The following is an 18801-nucleotide window of genomic DNA, read 5'->3' as shown; positions in this document are numbered from 1 at the left end:
CGTTCGCATACGGATCGATGGACCAACCCGCACTCGACCTCGCCTTCGAACCCCGCCTTGACGGCGAAACGCTGCAGCAATGGGTCTTCCGCCGGCTGCGCCGCTCGGTCATGGCCGGCCGCTTCCCGCCCGGCAAGGCGGTGACGATACGTGGACTCTCCGACGCGCTCGGCGTTTCCTCCATGCCGGTGCGCGAGGCGCTGCGGCGGCTGGTGGCCGAACGGGCGCTGGTGCTGCTCGACAATCGCCGCGTGCGCGTGCCGGAGATGACCGCCCGCCGCTTCGAGGAGCTGATGGCGGCGCGCACCCTGCTGGAATGCGAGGCCGCCGCCCGCTCGCTGGCGGTTGTCGACCGCGACGCCATCGAGCGTCTCGACATGCTCAACCAGGCGTCCGACGCGGCGGTCGCGGCCGACGACACCGAGGCGATGATCGAGACCAACCTCGCCTTCCACGCCGCGCTGTATGGCGGGCGGGCGGACAATGTGCTGCTGCCGCTGATCGAATCGGTGTGGCTGCAGATCGGCCCGTTCATGCGCATGGCGCTGGCCGACCTCGAAACGCACTACCCGGTCGACCGCCACGCGCAGGCGCTGACCGCGCTGCGGGCGCGCGACGAAGCGGCGCTACGCCGCGCCATCGAGGCCGACATACGCGACGGCATCGGCCACCTGCTGGCACAGCTCGGCTGATCGGCGCCCGCGCACCATCCCGGATTGGCCTGCGGCCGTCCGGGATGACGGAAAAGGCGAAACCTCAGCCCGCCGCCTTCAGCCTGGCGCCGCCGCGCCGGCGCTCGGCCGCCTGCGCCGCCGCCGCGCCGAAGGCGGCGAAGATGCCGGTGGACAGCCTGTCCTGCCAGAAGCGCCATTCCGGATGCCACTGGATCGCCATGTTGAAGCCCGGCGCGTCCGGCACCCGGAACGCCTCGATGGTGCCGTCCTGCGCCCGCGCCTCGACGACGACGCCCGGCGCCAGCCTGGCGATGCCCTGCCCGTGCAGCGAATTGACGCGCCAGCTCGGTGCCCCGGCGAGGCTCGCCAGCAGGCCGCCGGGCTCCAGCATCACCTCGTGCGCCGGCGCGTACTGGCCGTCGATGTCGAGGCTGGAATCCTCGCGGTGGTCGAAGCGGCCGGGCTGCTCGTAGAGCTTCTGGAACAGCGTGCCGCCCAGGGCCACATTCATTTCCTGGAAGCCGCGGCAGACGCCGAACAGCGGCACGCCGCGCTCCAGCGCCGCCCGGATCAGCGGCAGTGAGATATCGTCGCGATGCGGGTCCGCCGGCAGCGGCGGATCATGTGGCAGATCGCCATAGTGATGTGGCGCGACATTGGACGGGCTGCCCGGCAGGAACAGGCCGTCGACGAGATCGAAGATCTCCTCGATCCCCACCCGCTCCGGCGCCATGTCGGCGTCGACCGCCGAGACCGTGCCGGGAATCAGCACGGGCATGGCCTGCGCGCCGCGCGCGACCGCGTAGATGTACTTTTCCGTGACGCCGTGGACGACGTGGCCACCGCTGGCCTTGACGTCGCTGATCACACCGATGACTGGACGCATGATGTCTCCCGCAACCTGCTGGGCAAGATGTGGTACCGGCCCCCGCCGCCTGTCAACGGCGCCGGAGACGCGGCCGCCATGCGCCGGCCGGGGAGCGGCCCCGCGCGCCATGCGGCCGCCTGGTGCGCCAGCGCCACACCCGACGTCTGCCGCGCGAGAAAGTTTGCCGAAGGTTTCCGAGTGCGCGCCTTCGTGTATGAAAGAGGCCGCACATCATCGGTAGCAGGCACGCAACGCCGGGACCTCATGGTTTTTTCGTCCGTCTCCTTCCTGTTCTATTTCCTGCCGGCGTTCCTGATCTGCTACTTCGCCATGCCGGGTGTGCGGGCGAAGAATCTGGTGCTGCTCGCCTTCTCGCTGGTCTTCTATGCCTGGGGCGGCATCGCCAACGTGATGGTGCTCGCCGCCTCGATCGTGGCGAACTATTTCTTCGCCCTGTTCATCGATCGACGGTCGGAGCCGTGGCGCCTGCGCATGCTGGCGCTCGCCGTGGCGGTGAACGTCGCCGGGCTGGTGGCCTTCAAATATGCCGGCTTCCTGGCGGAGAACATCAATCTCGCGCTACCGGCCGGGCTGCAGCTTCCCGTCATCCATCCGGCGCTGCCGCTCGGCATCTCGTTCTTCACCTTCCACGCCATCTCCTATCTCGTCGACGTCTACCGCCGGAAGGCGCGGGCCAATGGCCGCTTCGACGAGATCGCGGTCTACATCACCATGTTCCCGCAGCTCGTGGCGGGTCCGATCGTGCGCTATTCGACCATCGCGCACCGCATCCGCGCGCGCCGCACCACGTTGGGCCGCGTGTCGGCGGGCCTGCGCATCTTCGTCATCGGCCTGTCCTGGAAGGTGCTGATCGCCGACGAGGTGGCGCCGATCGTCGCGGTCGTCTTCGACAACACCACGACGCCCAGCCTCGGCGAGGCGTGGATCGGCGTCTGCGCCTATGCGCTGCAGATCTATTTCGACTTCGGCGGCTATTCGAACATGGCGATCGGCCTGGCGCTGGCCATGGGGCTGAAGTTCCCGCGCAATTTCGACCTGCCCTACGGTTCGCTCTCGATCACCGATTTCTGGCGCCGCTGGCATATGAGCCTGTCGAGCTGGTTCCGCGACTATGTCTACATCCCGCTCGGCGGCAACCGGCGGGGCCATCTGCACACCGCGCTGAATCTCTGGACCGTGTTCCTGCTCTGCGGCCTGTGGCACGGGGCGAGCTGGACCTTCGTGATCTGGGGTATCCACCATGGCAGCTTCCTGGTGCTGGAGCGTACGCGCATCGGCGCCGCGCTCCGCCGCGCCCCACGCGTGGTCAACCACGCCTATGTGCTGCTCGTGGTGCTGACCAGCTGGGTCTGGTTCCGCGCCAACAGCCTGCCGGACGCGCTCGACCTGTTCGCCGGCCTCGCCGGGCTGAACGGCGTGGAGGCGCTCTCGGTCAACCTGCTGACCGAGCTGAAGCCGGTGACCGTCGCCATCATGGTGCTCGCCTGGCCGCTCGCCATGTTCGGGCTGCCGCAGCCCGGCGCGCGCAATCTGGCGACGCGGGCGCGGCTCGCCCTTTACGGCGCGACCGACACGGTGGTGATCGCGCTGCTGTTCAGCCTGTGCGTCCTGTCGGTGGGAGCGGCGACCTATTCGCCCTTCCTGTATTTCCGGTTCTGAGCGGGGGGAGAAGACGATGCCGTTGCTCATGGCCTTCCGCCGCTGGTGGGCGATCATCTTCGTCGCCATCCTCACCCTGCCGACCATCGGGCTGATGACACCCGACCTGCCGGCGCCGATGCGCACCGTGCTGGAGCCGGAGGAGCACTGGTGGGAGGACGCCTCGCGCCGGCTCGACCCCTACGTCAACAACGTGTTCGGCTTCCGCGGCGCCGTTCTCGCCGCGCATCAGCGGTATTTGCGCTTCATCGACGAGCCGCAGGGCGAGCGCGTGCTGCAGGGCGAGAATGGCTGGCTGTTCATCCGCGACAACAACGCGCTCGAACAGTCGATCGGCCGCATCATCCGCCCCGACGCGGTGAATGCCTTCATCGACCTCGCCCAGAAGCTCGACAAGAAGATGAAGGCGCTGGGCGGCCGCTTCGTCGTCCTCATCCCGCCCAACGCGCACACCGTCTATTTCGAGAATCTGCCCGCCTATGCCCGGCGGCAGAAGAAGGCACCGACCGAATACGACCTCGTCGCCGCGCGTCTCAGGGCCGACGATATCCCCTTCGTCGACCTGCGCCCGCTTCTCGACGCCGCCAAGAAGGACGGCCCCACCTATTTCCAGTACGATACGCACTGGAACGAGCGCGGCGCGCTCGTTGCCTTCAACGCGGCGATGGCGGCAGCCGGCCGGCCGGATCTCGAGGTGAGCCCGCAGGACGCGCTCGGCCCGTTGGTCGACAAGCCGGGCGGCGACCTGCTGCGTCTGGGCGGGCTCGACGAGCGCGATCCGCCCGATCGCCGCTACAAATGGCAGGAGCCCTTTGCGGATCCGAAGGGCCTGACGCCGATCCCGGGGGTCATCGGCGACAACGAGAATCCGCTCTTTCCCTCCCAGGCCGTCGAGACCGGCCATGCCGGCCCGCGCATCATGGTGGTCGGGGATTCCTTCACCCGCACGTTCTGGCACGGGCTGCTGGCGGCGCGCAGCTCCGCCTTCCTGTGGACGCATCATCAGACGTGCCATTTCGACCGCGGCCTGATCGCCCGCTTCCGGCCGGATATCCTGATCTACACGCCGACCGAGCGCTTCTTCCCCTGCACCGGCGGACGCAACCCGGCCAAGGCGCACTGATCCGGCCCATCGTTCCCGCCTTGCCGCGACCCCGCGGGCCGCATTAGAACGCGGCCAGCCCTTTCCTCCCCCGCACCGATGCCGGTCCGCTCATGCCCGCTCCGCTCTCCGCCGAAGACCTCCTCGCCCGCCTAGCCGAGCTCGGCATGGAGACCCGCACCATCGAGCATCCCCCGCTGTTCACGGTGGAGGATTCGCAAGGCTTGCGCGGCGACATTCCCGGCGGCCACACCAAGAACCTGTTTCTCAAGGACAAGAAGGGCAATCTCTTCCTCGTCGTGGTCGAGGAGGACGCCCGCGTCGACCTCAAGAGCCTGCACGTCCCGCTCGGCGCGGCGAGCCGGCTCTCCTTCGGCAGCGCCGAGCTGCTGGAAGAGGTGCTCGGCGTGAAGCCGGGCGCGGTCACCGCCTTCGGCCCGGTCAACGACGCGCAGGGCCGCGTGACCGTGGTGCTCGACGAGGAGCTGATGGCGCATGACGAGATCAACTGCCATCCGCTGGTGAACACCGCCACCACCACCATCCGCCGCGACGACCTGGTGCGCTTCCTGCGCACCACCGGGCACGAGCCGGTCATCATGGCCGTGCCGCGCCGCAGCGAGGCGGCGGACGAGGCCTGAGTACCCCCCGCCCGTTGCATTCACGGCGCAGCGGACCATCTTAGACGCCGAGCACGAGCACCTATTGCGAGGACGCCCCATGTTGCTGAACCAGCCCTCCTCTCCCGCCGCGAACGGCGATGCGCCGGCCGGCGACGATGTGGTGATGGACGTCACCACCAAGAGCTTCATGAAGGACGTGGTCGAGGAATCGCGCATCCGTCCGGTGCTGGTCGATTTCTGGGCCCCCTGGTGCGGCCCCTGCCGCCAGCTCACTCCGCTCATCGAGAAGGTGGTGCGTGCCGCCAAGGGCAAGGTGCGCCTGGCCAAGATGAACACCGACGAGCATCCCGCCGTCGCCCAGCAGCTCGGCATCCAGTCGCTGCCCACAGTCTACGCCTTCGTCAACGGCCAGCCGATCGACGGCTTCATGGGCGCGCAGCCGGAAACGCAGATCAAGGCGCTGGTCGACAAGCTGGTCGCCGCGTCCGGCGGCGGCAACGACATCGCCGATATCCTCGCCAGTGGCGAGGCTGCGCTCGCCGAGGGCGACCTCGCCGGTGCGGCGGAGATTTTCGCGGCCGTGCTCGGCGAGGAGCCGGCCAACCTCGCCGCCATCGCCGGCCTCGCCCGCACCGAGCTTGCCGCCGGCAATATCGAGCAGGCCAGGGCCGCGCTCGCCATGGCGCCGGAAACCGCCGCGAATGACAGCGCCATCGTCGCCGTCCGCGCCGCCATCGAGCTGGAGGAGGCCGCGAGCGCGCTGGGCGACGTGAAGGAGCTGGAAGCCAAGGTCGCCGCCAACCCGCTCGACCATCAGGCCCGCTTCGACCTCGCCGTCGCGCTCAGCGCGCGCGGCCGGCGCGAGGAGGCGGTCGACGAACTGCTCACCATCGTGCGCAAGGACCGCAACTGGAACGAGGACGGCGCGCGCAAGCAGCTCGTGCAGTTCTTCGAGGCCTGGGGCCCCACGGACGAGCACACCGTCGCCGGCCGTCGCCGCCTGTCCTCCATCCTGTTCGCCTGACGCCGACGGGGGTACTCCCCGCCATGGCCGCGGGACGACATCTCGCGCGACGCCGCCGAGACATGCCGCCCGCAACGCCTCAAGGAACTCAATGGCGATCAACCATCCCTATACCGCCCCTTCCGAGCTGGCGACGATCATCCCGCTCTTCCCGCTGGAAGGCGCGCTGCTGCTACCGCGCTGCCAGCTTCCGCTGAACGTGTTCGAGCCGCGCTATCTCGCGATGATCGACGCCGCTTTGGCGGGCAACCGGCTGATCGGCATCATCCAGACGGCGCCCGAGCAGCCGTCCCTCGCCGTGCCGGGCGCGCCGGAGATCGTCGGCGTCGGCTGCGTCGGCCGCATCACCGAGATCGCCGAGAGCGGCGATGGGCGCTATCTGCTGAATCTGAGCGGCGTCGCCCGCTTCCGTGTCGTGGCGGAGGTCGATGCCGGCACGCCGTTCCGGCAGGCGCAGGTGGATTACGAGGCGTTCCGTGACGATTTCACGCCGAATGCCGGCGCCGAGGCGGTGGACCGCGGCGCCCTGCTGCGCACGCTGGCCGACTATCTCGACGCCAACCGGCTGGAAGCCGACTGGAAGAGCATCAAGGACGCGCCCAACGAGGCGCTGGTCAACGCCCTCGCCATGATGGCGCCGTTCGGGCCGCGCGAGAAGCAGGCCCTGCTGGAAGCGCCGAGCCTCGCCTCGCGCGCCGAGATGCTGATCGCCGTCACGCAGATGGCCATGGCCCGCACCGGCGGCGAGGGCGACGGCTCGCTGCAGTAGATAGTGCGCCCGCCGCCTATTCCGCCGCCAGCGGCGGGCGCGGCGTCGAATGCGGGCCGGCATCGACGGCGTGCACGCCCATCGTTGCGGCGGGCGTGTGCCCGTGCTCGCCCGGCTCGTCGCGCTCGCCGACGAAACGGCCGAACAGACGGGCGAACAGCCGGCCGAGATCGTCCATCAGCGTGAACACCGCCGGCACGAACACCAGCGACAGCACGGTGGAAGCAATGAGGCCGCCGATCACCGCGATGGCCATGGGGGAGCGGAAGTCGCCGCCCTCGCCGAAGCCCATGGCGGAGGGCATCATGCCGGCGGCCATGGCGATGGTGGTCATCACGATCGGCTGGGCGCGCTTGCGGCCCGCCTCCATCAGCGCCGTGGTGCGGTCGACCCCGGCATGCACCGCCTCGATGGCGAAGTCGACCAGCAGGATGGCGTTCTTCGTCACGATGCCCATCAGCATCAGGAAGCCGATCACCACCGGCAGCGTCATGGCGTTGTTGGTGAGCAACAGCGCGACGAACGCCCCGCCGACCGACAGCGGCAGGGCGATGAGGATCGTCACCGGCTGCAGCACGTTGGCGAACAGCAGCACCAGCACCGCCAGCACCATCAGGATGCCCGCGCCCATCGCGGTGGCGAAGCCGCCGAACACTTCGGCCATGATCTCGGCATCGCCGGTCTCCGTGATCATGACACCGCGCGGCAGGTTCTTCGCCGCCGGCAGCGCATAGACCTCGGCCAGCGCCTCGCCGAGCTGGGTGTTGCCGGCGAGATCCGCCTCGACGGCGACGCGGCGTGCGCGGTCATAGCGGTTGAGGCTGGACGGACCGGTGCCGAAGGAGATGTCCGCCACCGCCGACAGCGGCACCGAGGCGCCCGCCGCGTTGCGCACCTTCAGCGTCTCGAAGGTCGACAGGTCGCCCCGCGCCTCCTCGTCGAGCTGCACGCGGATCGGCACCTGACGGTCGCCGGCGGAGAACTTGGCGAGGTTCTGCGACACGTCGCCGATGGTGGCGATGCGCACGGTCTGCGCGATGTCGGCGACCGAGACGCCGAGTTCGGCGGCTTCCGCGAGCTTGGGCACGACGCGCAGCTCCGGCCGGTCGAGCGCCGCCGAGGTCTGGACGTTGGACAGACCCTTCACGTCGGCGCGGATCTCGCGCTCCAGCTCGAGCGCCGCCTTTTCCACCGCCACGCCGTCCGAGCCGGACAGGACGAGGGTGAATTCGCGCCCGCCCGGGCCGGCGCCGCCCGAGGCGCCGAAATTGAAGCGCAGGTCGGGGATCCGCGCGATCTCCTCGCGCAGGCGCGTCTCGAACTGCTTCTGCGTCTCGGTGCGCGCGGCGCGCGGCACCAGATTGACGATGATCGTCGCCTTGCGCACCTCGCCGGCGCCGTCGACCGCCCCGCCGGTCGCCCCGGAACCCGCCGTGGCGAACACGCTGTCGACTTCCCGCTGCGCCTTCAGCTTGGCCGTCACCTCGTCCACCACGCGCTTGGTGGTGTCGAGCGTGGCGCCGGGCGGCAGCTCCAGCGCCAGCACCGAGCGCGAGACGTCGGAATTCGGGATGAAGCCGGACGGCAGCAGCGTGGAAAGCCACATCGAGCCGATGAACAGCGCGATGCCGGCCGCCACGGTGAGGAAGCGATGGCGGACCGAGCGTTTCAGCAGCCCGACATAGAAGCGCATCAGCACGCCGTCCGGCTTCTCCCGGTGCCCCTGGTCGCGCAGGAAATAGGCGGCCAGCATGGGGGTCAGCAGCCGCGCCACCAGCAGCGAGAACAGCACCGCCACCGCGACCGTGATGCCGAACTGGCGGAAATACTGGCCGGCGATGCCGCCCATGAAGCTGACCGGCAGGAACACCGCGACGATGGTCAGCGTCGTCGCCACCACGGCGAGGCCGATCTCGTCGGCCGCGTCGATGGCGGCACGGTAGGGCGACTTGCCCAGGCGCATGTGGCGCACGATGTTCTCGATCTCGACGATTGCGTCGTCGACGAGGATGCCGGTCACCAGCGTGACGGCGAGCAGGCTCACGCCGTTCAGCGAAAAGCCCAGCAGGTCCATCACCCAGAAGGTCGGCAGGATGGAGAGCGGGATCGCCGTCGCCGTGATGATGGTGGCGCGCCAGTCGCGCAGGAACAGCATCACCACGATCACCGCCAGCACCGCGCCCTCGATGAGCGTGTGCATGGCGGACTGGTAGTCGGCCTGGGTGTACTTCACCGTCGAGTCGATCATCGTGATGTCGACGTCCGGGTGCTGGGCTTCCAGCGTCCGCAACGCCTCCTCGGCACGCTCGGCCACCACCACGTCGGAGAAGCCCTTGGCGCGGTAGATGCCGAAGGCCACCACCGGCTTGCCGTCGAGCCGGGCGAAGATGCGCGGCTCGGCCGCGCCGTCCGTCACCGTGCCGAGATCGGCGAGACGCACGCTCCGCGGCGTCCCGCCCCCTACCGCCGGCAGGGTGATGCGGGTCTCGGCGAGGTCGGCGACCGAGGCCGCGCCGCCCAGCGTGCGCACCGACTGCTCCTGCGTGCCGATCTCGCCACGGCCGCCGGCGAGATCGACATTGGTCGCCGCGAGCTGGCGGTTGACGTCCGCCGCCGTCACGCCGAGCGCGGCGAGCTTGTCGGGATCGAGCGAGATGCGGATCTCGCGGTCGACGCCGCCCTCGCGGCGCACCTGCGCGACGCCGCGCACGCCCTGCAGCGAGCGGATCACCGTGTCGTCGACGAACCAGGAGAGTTCTTCCGGCGTCATGCCCGGCGCCGAGGCGGCATAGGTGACGATCGCCATGCCCTCGACGTCGACGCGCTGGACCAGCGGCTCCTCAATATCCTGCGGCAGTTCGGTCCGCACCTTGGTCACGGCATCGCGCACATCGTTGACGGCGCGGTCGACCTGCGTCTCAAGCTGGAACTCGACCACGGTGAGCGAGGTGCCCTCGGTGATGGTCGAGGTGATGTGCTTCACGCCCTGCGTGCCGGACACCGCCGTCTCGATGATCTTGGTCACCTGGGTTTCCAGCTCGCTCGGCGCGGCGCCGGGCTGGGTGATGGTGACCGAGACGATCGGCACGTCGATGTTCGGCATGCGGGTGATCGGCAGCCGGTCGAAGGTGTAGAGGCCGATCGCGGTGAGCACCACGAACAGCACGATGGAGGGCACCGGCTTGCGGATCGCCCAGGCGGAGACGTTGAGAGCCATCAGACGCCGTCCTTCGCCGTCGGCGCGACCGGCACCGGCGTCACCCGGTCGCCATCGCGCAGAAAGCCGCCGGCGCGGGCGACGACGCTTTCGCCTTCCTTCACGCCGTCGAGGATCTCGACGAAGCCGTCGCCCTGCAGGCCGGTCTTCACCGGGCGCTGGCGCACCGTCTCGCCCTCGACGACGAGGACGAAGATGCCCTCGGGCGAGAACTGCACCGCCGATTGCGGCAGGGCGACGCCGTCATGACGGGCGATCTCGATCACGCCGCGCCCGTAGGCGCCGGGGCGCAGGCGCTCGTCCTCCGGCAGCGCCACCGCGACGCGGGCGAGGCGCGTCGACGAATCGACCTTGGCGCCGACCAGGCGCACCGTGCCGGCGAGCGGCGCGTCGAAGCCGGCCGGCGTCACCGCCACCGGCAGGCCCACCGCGATGCGCGGCAGCGCCGATTCCGGCACCTCGGCGTCGAGGTCGATGGCGCCGTCGCGGACGATGCGGAATAGCGGCTCGGCATGCGAGGACAGAACGATGGCGCCGATGCGGGCCGAGCGCGCCGAGACGATGCCGGCCGCCGGCGCCTTGATCTCGGTGCGCGAGAGGCGGACCTCGAGTTCGTCGCGGTTGGCCTTGATCTGCGCGGCCTCGGCCTCGGCCGCCGTCACCATCTCCTGCGCCGCGGTGACCTGCGCGGCGGCGACCTTGGCGGCGCGCTCGCGCTGGTCGAGCACTTCCTGCGAGGTGGCGCCGGTCTTGATCAGCGTGCGGGCACGCTCGACCGCGGCATCGGCCTCGGTGCGCTGGGCATGCATCTGCAGCAGCTGCGCCTTCTGCTGGGCGATGGCGGCCTGCGCCTTCGCCGCATTGGCGGTGTTCTGGGCGAGCAGGGCCTCGATGGTCTCGCGCGAGAGCCGGGCGAGAACCTGATCCTTCTCCACCGTGTCGCCCTCGTCGACGAGGATCTCGGTGATCTGGTAGCCGTCGATCTGCGGGCCGACCATGATCTCCTCGCGCGGCACCAGCGTGCCGGTGACGGGCAGCCTCTCGATCACCTCGCGCCGGGCGGCCGGCACCACGGTGATGGTGATGCCGCGCACCTGCGCGGGCTCCGGCGCGGCGACATCGGCCTGCGCCGGCTCGGCGAAGCTGAAGCCGGACAGGATGCGGTCGCGGAAGGCATAGCCGGCGATACCGACGACCACGGCGGTCATGGCGATGGCGAGCGTCACGCGGGCGCGGAAGGAAGGCAGCTTCACGGTCATGGATTCACATCCGAAAGGGGGCGCGCCGCGCCGGGCGGCGCCAGCATGCGCCCGATAAGCGCGGTCAGCGCCGGCATCATCTGATCGAGCGAAAGGTCGGGCTCAAAACGGTTGCGCAGCAGCAGCCCGTCACCGATGGCGCCGATCAGCAGCAGCGCGACATCCGGACTGATGGCGGGATCGATCTCGTCGCGGGCCTGCGCCGCCAGGAAGGCGCCGCGCAGCGCGACGTCCATCTCCTGCTCGACGCTCTCGAACACCGCCTTCAGCGCCGAGTTGCGCGCCACCTCGGCATAGATCTCGGGGCCGAGTTCGAGGCAGACCATCGGCATTTCGCCGGAAAACAGCGCGTGGCCCATGCGCCTCAGCCCCTCGACGAAGCTCGGGGCGCTCTCCAGCATCTCCATCAGGCTCGCCCGTGCCGCCCGCTCCTCCTCCACGATGGCGATGATGATCGCATCCTTGGAGGGGAAATAGCGGTAGAGCGCGCCCGGGCTCATGCCGGCCTCGCTACAGATCTCGTGCATCGAGGTGCCGTGGAAGCCGGAGCGGGAGAAGCACAGGATCGCCGCATCCAGCACCCGCCGGCGCGGATCGCGCCGCGTCGCCGCGCCGGCAGCGGAAACCGCAGCGGCAGCCGCGCCGGTCTTGGCGCCCGCCCGGGGGGCGAGCTTTGCCGCGCTCTTCGAAGCGGCGGCGCGGGAGCGTGGAGCAAGCACGGCCATTGAGGATACGATCCCTTGGCTCCAGCAGCGGAGCGAACGTTCGTTCGCATGTAGATAAATCCTGCCGGGCGAGTCAAGAACGAACGTTCGTTCGCACCTTCGATCTCGTCCGCACAGTTAACTCCCGGATGCGAGGAAGACCGGGTCGGCCATTCGCCGGAAGCCAGGAAAGCGCGGCGCTCGCGGGGCGCGGCGCCTAGTGCGCCGACGTCACCAGCGACTGAAACTCCTGCACCACGCGCTCATAGACCGGGCGCTTGAACGGAATGATCAGAGCGGGTGTGCGCTCCAGCCGCTCCCAGCGCCAGCCGGTGAACTCCGGCTTGTGATGCCCCCCGCCCGGGCGGCGGACGTCGATCTCCGTCTCCTCGCCGGTGAAGCGCAGCGCGATCCATTTCTGCTTCTGGCCGCGATAGCGTCCCTTCCAAGCCTCGCGGGCGATCGGCTCCGGCAGGTCGTAGGCGAACCAGTCCGAGGCGATCGCCAGCGGTTCGACCGAGGAAACGTTGGTCTCCTCGTAGAGTTCGCGCAGCGCCGCCTCCTCCGGACTCTCGCCCTCATCGATGCCGCCCTGCGGCATCTGCCAGGAATGATGCGCGTCGACGTGCTCGGGCCCGCCCGTGCGCTGGCCGAGGAAGACGAGCCCGTCGCGGTTGACGAGCACCACCCCGACGCAGGGGCGATAGGGAAGCTGGTCGAAGGGAATCATGAAGGCACCCGCGGACTGCAAGCACGAGGAACGGCATGATCATAGGCGATGATGACAGCCGCGCGTAGGGTCCGCACGCGCCGGCCTGATCAGGGGGTTAACGGCGCGGCCGGCCCGCCGCCGGTAAAGCTGGCGGCGTCGGCGGTATCGAGCGCGCCGGGCCCCGCCATCACCTCGTTCTGGCCGGTCGCGCTGTCGAAGACGGTGATGCTGTCCCCACCCGTCCCGCCGAGGCTGGGCCGCAGCGTCGGCGCGTCGGCGGCGACGCCCGTGGTCGCGAATCCCGTGGCCGCAAATCCGGCAGTATCGAGGCTGAAGCTGGCGCCGGCCGGGCCGTGCGGCTCGGCATCGCGAAACGTATAGGCCGCCACGGCGACGCCGAACACCGACAGCGCGGCGACGCCGAAGAAACCCACCGCCGCGTAGTGCCGCGCGCTGTCGCGCCCGGCGTCGTGTCCCGGCAGGGCCTCGCCACTGCGTGGGGCCGTCGTCTCGCGCGGAGCGCGTTTGAGGATCAGGCGATTCATGACGGTGTTTGTCGCCCCCGACCAAGGCGGGATCGCGGCAAAATCGGGCAGGCGCTGCGGCATCCCTCAAAATGCGAAACCCCGCTCTCGCGAAAGAGCGGGGTTCGTGTCGTTGCCGTCACGGCCGGCGCGGGCGCCGGCCGGAAACCAGGCAGGATCAGTTCGGCACGGCCGCCTTGGGGTCGGCCGGATAGGCGGCATTCTTCTGCACGCCCTGGATCAGGTCGATGGCCAGCTTGAGCTGCGTGTCGTCCTTCGGATCCGGCGGCACATAGGCCGGCGAACCGGTCGCCTCGTCCTCGCCGTTCTTCAGGTGACCCTTGAGCGACGCCTCGCCGCGCGTGGTCTCCACGCCCGCGGCTTCCGCCTTCTCCTTCACTTCCGCCGGCACGTCCTGCACCAGCTCGATGTCCGGCTGGATGCCCTTGGCCTGGATCGAGCGGCCGGACGGGGTGTAGTAGCGCGCCGTGGTCAGCTTGACCGCGGCATTGCCGGACACCGGGATCACCGTCTGCACGGAACCCTTGCCGAAGGAGAGCGAGCCGAGAATGGTGGCGCGCTTGTGGTCCTGCAGTGCGCCGGCGACGATCTCCGAGGCCGAGGCCGAACCGCCATTGACCAGCACGATGATCGGCTTGCCATCCGCAAGGTCGCCTGGCCGCGCATTGCGCCGCTCGGTCTCCTCGGGATTGCGGCCACGCGTCGAGACGATCTCGCCACGGTCGAGGAAGGTGTCGGAGACGTCGATCGCCTGGTCGAGCAGGCCGCCGGGATTGTTGCGCAGGTCGATGATGAAGCCCTTGAGCTTGTCCTCGCCGATCTGCTTGGTGAGGTCGGCGATCGCCTTCTTCAGGCCTTCGCCGGTCTGCTCGCTGAACGAGGTGATGCGGATATAGCCGATGTCGCCCGCCTCGACGCGCGAGCGCACCGACTTGATGTTGATGACATCGCGCGTGATCGACAATTCGATCGGCTTGTCCTGGCCCTTGCGGATGATGGTCAGCTTGATCGGGGTCGCCACCGCGCCGCGCATCTTGTCGACAGCCTGGTTCAGGGTCATCCCCTTCACCTCTTCGCCGTCGAGCTTGGCGATGAGGTCGCCGGCCTGCACGCCGGCCTTGGCGGCCGGGGTGTCGTCGATCGGGGCGACGACCTTGACCAGGCCGTCCTCCATCGTGACCTCGATGCCCAGCCCGCCGAACTGGCCGCGGGTCTGCACCTGCATGTCGCGGAAATCCTTCGCGTCCATGTAGGTCGAGTGCGGATCGAGCGAGGAGAGCATGCCGTTGATGGCCGCCTCGATCAGCTTGGAATCGTCCGGCTTCTCGACATAGTCGGCGCGCACGCGCTCGAAGACGTCGCCGAACAGGTTCAGCTGGCGATAGGTGTCCGAGGCGGCGGCCACCGCCTGGGTCGGCTGCAGCAGCAGCCGCGGCTGGGTGGCGCCGACCGCGATCAGGGCGCCGGCCGCCGCACCGAAGATAAATACTGACGTCCTACGCATCATCCGCGTACCTTCTCGCTTTCGCTCGTCGCCCACCATGGCGTTGGATCGATCGAGTTTCCATCCTTACGGAACTCGACGTAAAGAATAGGTTGGGCGGTTCCAAGGCTGGCCGAAGAAACCAGCTGCGGCCCACGCCCCATGATCGCGACCGGCTCGCCGGACAGCACGAACTGACCCAACTCCACGGTGATCTTGTCCATCCCCGCCAGCAGAATATGGTATCCGCCGCCGGCGTTGATGATCAATAGTTGACCATAGGAGCGGAACGGCCCGGCATAGACCACCCAGCCGTCGCTCGGCGAGGCGACCTGCCCCTCGACGCGGGCGCCGAAGGACACGCCCTTTTCCTGTCCGCCATAACCGTCCTCGGTGCCGAATGCCTTCAGCACCGTCCCGCCGACCGGCATCGGCAGCAGGCCCCTGGCGTCCTCGAACGGCATGCCGGGGGCCAGCCGGCCGGGATTCTGCAACGCCGCCAGCCGTGCCGCGGGGCCTTGTTCCGGCTGCGTTTGCGCGGCTTCCTGTGCCGCCTTGCGGGCGGCGGCGATCTCGGTCTCCATGCGCTCCATCAGCTCGCGCACATTGCCCGCCTCGGCGGCCAGCGCGGCGGCCCGGTTCTTCTCGCCGGCCAGCGCCGTCTCGCCCTGTTCGAGCGACTTCTTCTTCTCGTCGATCAGCGCCGTGGTGCGGCGCCGCTCCTCGGCGAGCGAGACTTTCAATTCTGCGAGAGCGTCGCGCTCGCGGGCGGTTTCCTGGCGCACGCGTTCCTGTGCGGCCAGCTCGCTGGCCAGCAGGTCGGTCTCCGCCTTCAGCTCGGGGAGGACGGCGCCGAGCAGCATGGCCGAGCGGATCGACTGCAGCGCATCGTCCGGGCGCACCATCAGCGCCGGCGGCGGGCGCCGGCCGAGGCGCACCAATCCGCCGAGAACTTCCGACAGCATCTTGCGGCGCGACTGCAGCGATTCGCGGATGTCGGCCGCCTCGCGGCCGAGCTGGAGAAGGCGCAGTTCGCTGGCGTCGAGCTTTGCCTCGGTGTCGCGGACGCGAATGGCGGTGTCGAGCAGCGCGGCATTGAGCTTTGCCCGGTCGCCCCGGAGCGCCTCGATCTCGGACACCAGGCGCTGCTGCTCGGCGGCCGAGCCCTTCAGCTCGGCGTCGATGCGCTGCATGCGCTGCTGCTGTTCGGCTGCACGATCAGGCTGCACGGACGTCTGGGCGCGAGCTGCGGCGGCGCCGCACAGGACCGCCGCCAGCAGCGTGACCGCCAGCGCGCACGCGCGCCATCCGGCTGCGCGGAGCGGCCGGTCGGCGGGAGACGGTTCGGGGCGTCGCGAGAGCATCGGCACAGGGAGCGGCTGGCGTGGTTAATCTTCGGTTAGCGCCGGCCGCCCGCCGGGCCCGGCGATCAGGCCTTGTGGTAGGGATGGCCGGCGAGGATCGTGGTCACGCGATAGATCTGCTCGGCCATCATGACGCGGACGAACTGGTGGGGAAAGGTGGCGCGGCCGAAGGCGAGGAGCTTGTCGGCCCTTGCGCGCACCGCCTCGCTCAGCCCGTCGGCGCCGCCGATGACGAAGGTCAGGTTGCGCGCGCCGCGGTCGCGCAGGGCGGCGACGTCGGCGGCGAGCTGCTCGCTGGTCAGCTCGAGCCCGCGCGGGTCGAGCGCGATCATGGCGCCGGCCTCGGGCAGCGCGCCGATCAGCCCCGCCCCTTCCTCGCTCATGCGATCCTCGGGACGGCGCGCGGCGCTCTCGGCAAGCTCGGTCACGTCGGGTCCGGAAAGGCCCAGCGACCGGCCGCCCTTGCCCGCGCGGTCGAGATAGCGCGCGCAAAGCTCTCTCTCCGGCCCCGCCTTGAGGCGGCCGACGGCAAGGATCACCAGACGCAAGGCGGTGTCAGCCGCGCGTCATCTGCGCCGGACCGCCGGGAACGGCGGCCGACCACATCTTCTCGATGTTGTAGAACCCGCGCACTTCCGGCTGGAAGACGTGGACGATGACATCGCTCGCATCGATCAGCACCCAGTCGCAGGCCGGAAGGCCTTCGACCCGCACGCCCTTGACGCCACGCGCCTTGAGCGCCTCGACGAGGTGCTCGGCGATGGCGCCGACATGGCGCTGGGAGCGCCCCGAGGCCACGACCATGTAATCGGCGATGGTCGTCTTGCCGCGAAGTTCGATGGAAACGACGTCCTCGGCCTTGTCGTCGTCGAGACGGGCGAGAACGAGGGCCAGCATCTCCTCGGCGTCGAAACGCGCGTCGGAGACAGGTGCAGTCGCCGGGCTGGTGTCGGCCGCTGCAAGCGCCATGATGGACAGGGGTCCAGATCCTCTCGTCTTAACCGCAATGCCACGGGCGGACCTCCCGCGCCGTGCACGCCCCCTTAGGATAGTGCGGATGGGGGCGATCTTCAACCGGGGGTGAATTTACGCCAATTGCCGGCATTGGAGTCGACTTAGACAGCGGGCGCTCGACGGCCTTGCGCCGCTATCCGCATGAGCGGCCCGGCAAGCGCTCCCCCGCGACCGCATCGCCGCGAAGGAGCGTATCCCTATCAGGCCACTTCGACTTCGACACCCCGGGGGTGTTGGATTAGGATACATCTTTAGGGCTGCGTCCAGGCCCTTTTGACGGTATAAACTGGCTCCGATCTCTCGACCATTGATGGTTACGGCTTGCATTTACTGCGGCGATGGCGACCCGATAAAGTTCTCGGGGCGCGAGCACGTCATTCCCCAAGCGTTCGGAACCTTCGGCACAAAGACGCCGACGCTCAAATGTGTCTGCGATCCCTGCAACACCGTTCTTGGGCGCGAGCTCGACCAGATGCTCGCCCGCGACACACTGGAGGGTATAGCGCGCTACGCCCAGGGGCGGCTGTCCAGGGAAATGCGTCCGCAACGGCGATTGCGATTTACACTTGCGGATCAGACCGAGGCTGGAACGATGCTGGGCGCCGCCGTTGCGGGCCTTGATCCGACAACCAATCAACTTCTTCCGCTGGCGACCCAGCTGCGGATCGAGAATCGACAAACCGGCAAGACCGACATCTTTACCCGCGCGGAGCTTGGGCGATTTGCCTTGCCCGACGAGGTCTATGGGCCGCCGGGGGCGCAAAAGCTTGCCATCTTTGCCCCCTCAAAGGAGGCGCATGACGCCTTCCTGAAAGAATTGAGCCACGCTGGATTTCACGTACGGATGGCGGAGCCATCGCAGTTCGACATCAACCCGAGCGTCGACGAGACCGGCCAGCCAACCGTCGGCGTCCACATCGAGGAAACCTTCGATCAGCTCCATCGGCGGGCGCTGGCCAAGATCTTCGTAAATTTCGCCGCCTTCTATCTTGGCGAGGAGGTCAATGCCGCCCGTTGGGCCAGCCTCAAACGCTTCATCCGATACGGCGAAGGTGAGCTTGGCGCGCGCGTGTCAGACGGCCCATTCTGGACTGGCCAGGAGACGGTGACCATGCGATTTCCGAACGCGATTAACGTCAGGCTGGAGAACCACGCGCGTGGCATCGTCGGCGTGATCCAGTTCTACAATCGCTATACTTATGAACTCTTGTTGCTCGAAGGAGAGCAGCTCGATCGAGAGATTGCCGCGAGGTTTGAGGACGGGGAGGAGCCGACGCTTGGTATTCGGAGGGCCGTCGTAGCTCTTTGAGCCGTCCGCGTCCGGCGGCGGTAAAATCTCCGCCGAGCGCGTCCGAAGGTTCCTGGCGCCCCTAGAAGGCGAAACGACCGATGCCTTCGTCAAACTGGTCCATGCGGGACTTTGGGGCCGGTGCGGGCCCAGCAACGGACAGGCCCAACGTCAAAGAAGATCAGTCTCCACGTCCCACCTCCCGTATCCTCGTCGACGACACCGGCTATTTCAGCCCGTGGAGGAACACCCAGGCCGGGGGCGCATCGTAGCCAGCATACCGGCTCGCTCTCCGGCACGGGCCAGCGCGACGGCGGCCGGGCCAGCCATGGCGAAAAAGGTGCCGCCGGGGCGGTCGATGAGGACCATCGGCGCCAGCGCCGCGCTCTCGCGCCGGTGCGGCCAGCGCGGGAAGGCGGCGAGGTCGCCCGCCCCCATCAGCCGGACGAAAGGCACCTGCGGAAACCGCCGCACC

General features: G+C 68.9%; 18 protein-coding genes. 7 read left to right on the top strand and 11 right to left on the bottom strand.

Annotation, left to right across the window (positions count from 1 at the left end; translation table 11 throughout):
- The first annotated feature begins 17 nt into the window (after window positions 1-17).
- Window positions 18-692, top strand: coding sequence for a GntR family transcriptional regulator (locus tag AC1PZ7_RS05010; RefSeq protein WP_482358407.1), 675 nt, complete (start codon window positions 18-20; stop codon window positions 690-692).
- A gap of 64 nt (window positions 693-756) precedes the next feature.
- Here the strand turns inward: AC1PZ7_RS05010 and AC1PZ7_RS05005 are convergent, their stop codons facing one another.
- A complete protein-coding gene (locus AC1PZ7_RS05005) occupies window positions 757-1560 on the bottom strand; it encodes a gamma-glutamyl-gamma-aminobutyrate hydrolase family protein (RefSeq protein WP_482358406.1) in 804 nt (267 codons plus the stop codon).
- 246 nt (window positions 1561-1806) lie between these two features.
- On the opposite strand from AC1PZ7_RS05005, the gene AC1PZ7_RS05000 reads away from it, so the two are divergent.
- The 5 genes from AC1PZ7_RS05000 (at window position 1807) to AC1PZ7_RS04980 (ending at window position 6740) form a co-directional block, all read left to right on the top strand.
- Window positions 1807-3222 carry an MBOAT family O-acyltransferase gene (locus AC1PZ7_RS05000; RefSeq protein WP_482358405.1) on the top strand — a complete coding sequence of 472 codons (1416 nt, stop codon included), beginning with the start codon at window positions 1807-1809 and terminating at the stop codon, window positions 3220-3222.
- Between the two features lie 16 nt (window positions 3223-3238).
- Entirely contained in the window at window positions 3239-4345 is a 1107-nt protein-coding gene (locus AC1PZ7_RS04995) for an alginate O-acetyltransferase AlgX-related protein (protein WP_482358404.1), read from the top strand.
- Between the two features lie 92 nt (window positions 4346-4437).
- Window positions 4438-4965, top strand: a complete 528-nt coding sequence (locus AC1PZ7_RS04990) for a prolyl-tRNA synthetase associated domain-containing protein (RefSeq protein ID WP_482358403.1) — start codon at window positions 4438-4440, stop codon at window positions 4963-4965.
- Between the two features lie 79 nt (window positions 4966-5044).
- Window positions 5045-5971 carry a thioredoxin gene (trxA, locus tag AC1PZ7_RS04985; protein WP_482358402.1) on the top strand — a complete coding sequence of 309 codons (927 nt, stop codon included), beginning with the start codon at window positions 5045-5047 and terminating at the stop codon, window positions 5969-5971.
- A 91-nt stretch (window positions 5972-6062) separates the two neighbouring features.
- Window positions 6063-6740, top strand: coding sequence for an LON peptidase substrate-binding domain-containing protein (locus AC1PZ7_RS04980; RefSeq protein WP_482358401.1), 678 nt, complete (start codon window positions 6063-6065; stop codon window positions 6738-6740).
- A gap of 16 nt (window positions 6741-6756) precedes the next feature.
- Here the strand turns inward: AC1PZ7_RS04980 and AC1PZ7_RS04975 are convergent, their stop codons facing one another.
- The 9 genes from AC1PZ7_RS04975 to rsfS all read right to left on the bottom strand — a co-directional run bounded on the left by AC1PZ7_RS04975 (window position 6757) and on the right by rsfS (window position 16993).
- Window positions 6757-9957 carry an efflux RND transporter permease subunit gene (locus AC1PZ7_RS04975; RefSeq protein ID WP_482358400.1) on the bottom strand — a complete coding sequence of 1067 codons (3201 nt, stop codon included), beginning with the start codon at window positions 9955-9957 and terminating at the stop codon, window positions 6757-6759.
- The gene (locus tag AC1PZ7_RS04970) at window positions 9957-11216 is read right to left on the bottom strand and encodes an efflux RND transporter periplasmic adaptor subunit (RefSeq protein WP_482358399.1); all 1260 of its coding nucleotides are present in this window, start codon (window positions 11214-11216) and stop codon (window positions 9957-9959) included. The genes AC1PZ7_RS04975 and AC1PZ7_RS04970 overlap by 1 nt, the downstream gene beginning before the upstream one ends.
- On the bottom strand, window positions 11213-11941 hold the full coding sequence (locus AC1PZ7_RS04965) for a TetR/AcrR family transcriptional regulator (protein WP_482358398.1): 729 nt from the start codon (window positions 11939-11941) through the stop codon (window positions 11213-11215). The genes AC1PZ7_RS04970 and AC1PZ7_RS04965 overlap by 4 nt, the downstream gene beginning before the upstream one ends.
- Window positions 11942-12137: 196 nt before the next feature.
- Complete coding sequence (locus tag AC1PZ7_RS04960; RefSeq protein WP_482358397.1) at window positions 12138-12650, bottom strand: RNA pyrophosphohydrolase; 513 nt, start codon at window positions 12648-12650, stop codon at window positions 12138-12140.
- A gap of 89 nt (window positions 12651-12739) precedes the next feature.
- Window positions 12740-13240, bottom strand: coding sequence for a hypothetical protein (locus AC1PZ7_RS04955; protein ID WP_482358396.1), 501 nt, complete (start codon window positions 13238-13240; stop codon window positions 12740-12742).
- Window positions 13241-13334: 94 nt separating this feature from the next.
- Window positions 13335-14684: a S41 family peptidase gene (locus AC1PZ7_RS04950; protein ID WP_482358395.1), complete on the bottom strand. Its 1350-nt coding sequence runs from the start codon at window positions 14682-14684 to the stop codon at window positions 13335-13337.
- Complete coding sequence (locus tag AC1PZ7_RS04945; RefSeq protein WP_482358394.1) at window positions 14681-15853, bottom strand: murein hydrolase activator EnvC family protein; 1173 nt, start codon at window positions 15851-15853, stop codon at window positions 14681-14683. Before AC1PZ7_RS04945 ends, AC1PZ7_RS04950 begins: the two co-directional genes overlap by 4 nt.
- A gap of 236 nt (window positions 15854-16089) precedes the next feature.
- A complete protein-coding gene (gene rlmH / locus AC1PZ7_RS04940) occupies window positions 16090-16572 on the bottom strand; it encodes a 23S rRNA (pseudouridine(1915)-N(3))-methyltransferase RlmH (RefSeq protein ID WP_482358393.1) in 483 nt (160 codons plus the stop codon).
- Window positions 16573-16579: 7 nt separating this feature from the next.
- Entirely contained in the window at window positions 16580-16993 is a 414-nt protein-coding gene (gene rsfS, locus AC1PZ7_RS04935; RefSeq protein ID WP_482358392.1) for a ribosome silencing factor, read from the bottom strand.
- Window positions 16994-17348: 355 nt separating this feature from the next.
- Here rsfS and AC1PZ7_RS04930 point away from each other — a divergent pair, with 355 nt between their 5' ends.
- Window positions 17349-18347, top strand: coding sequence for an HNH endonuclease (locus AC1PZ7_RS04930; RefSeq protein ID WP_482359570.1), 999 nt, complete (start codon window positions 17349-17351; stop codon window positions 18345-18347).
- Between the two features lie 210 nt (window positions 18348-18557).
- Here the strand turns inward: AC1PZ7_RS04930 and AC1PZ7_RS04925 are convergent, their stop codons facing one another.
- On the bottom strand, window positions 18558-18782 hold the full coding sequence (locus AC1PZ7_RS04925) for a hypothetical protein (protein WP_482358391.1): 225 nt from the start codon (window positions 18780-18782) through the stop codon (window positions 18558-18560).
- Window positions 18783-18801: the final 19 nt, after the last annotated feature.

Source organism: Ancylobacter sp. TW_SC_1 (genome assembly GCF_056836805.1).
Note: the sequence above shows the minus strand (reverse complement) of the source record. Positions and strands in the feature narration are given on the sequence as shown.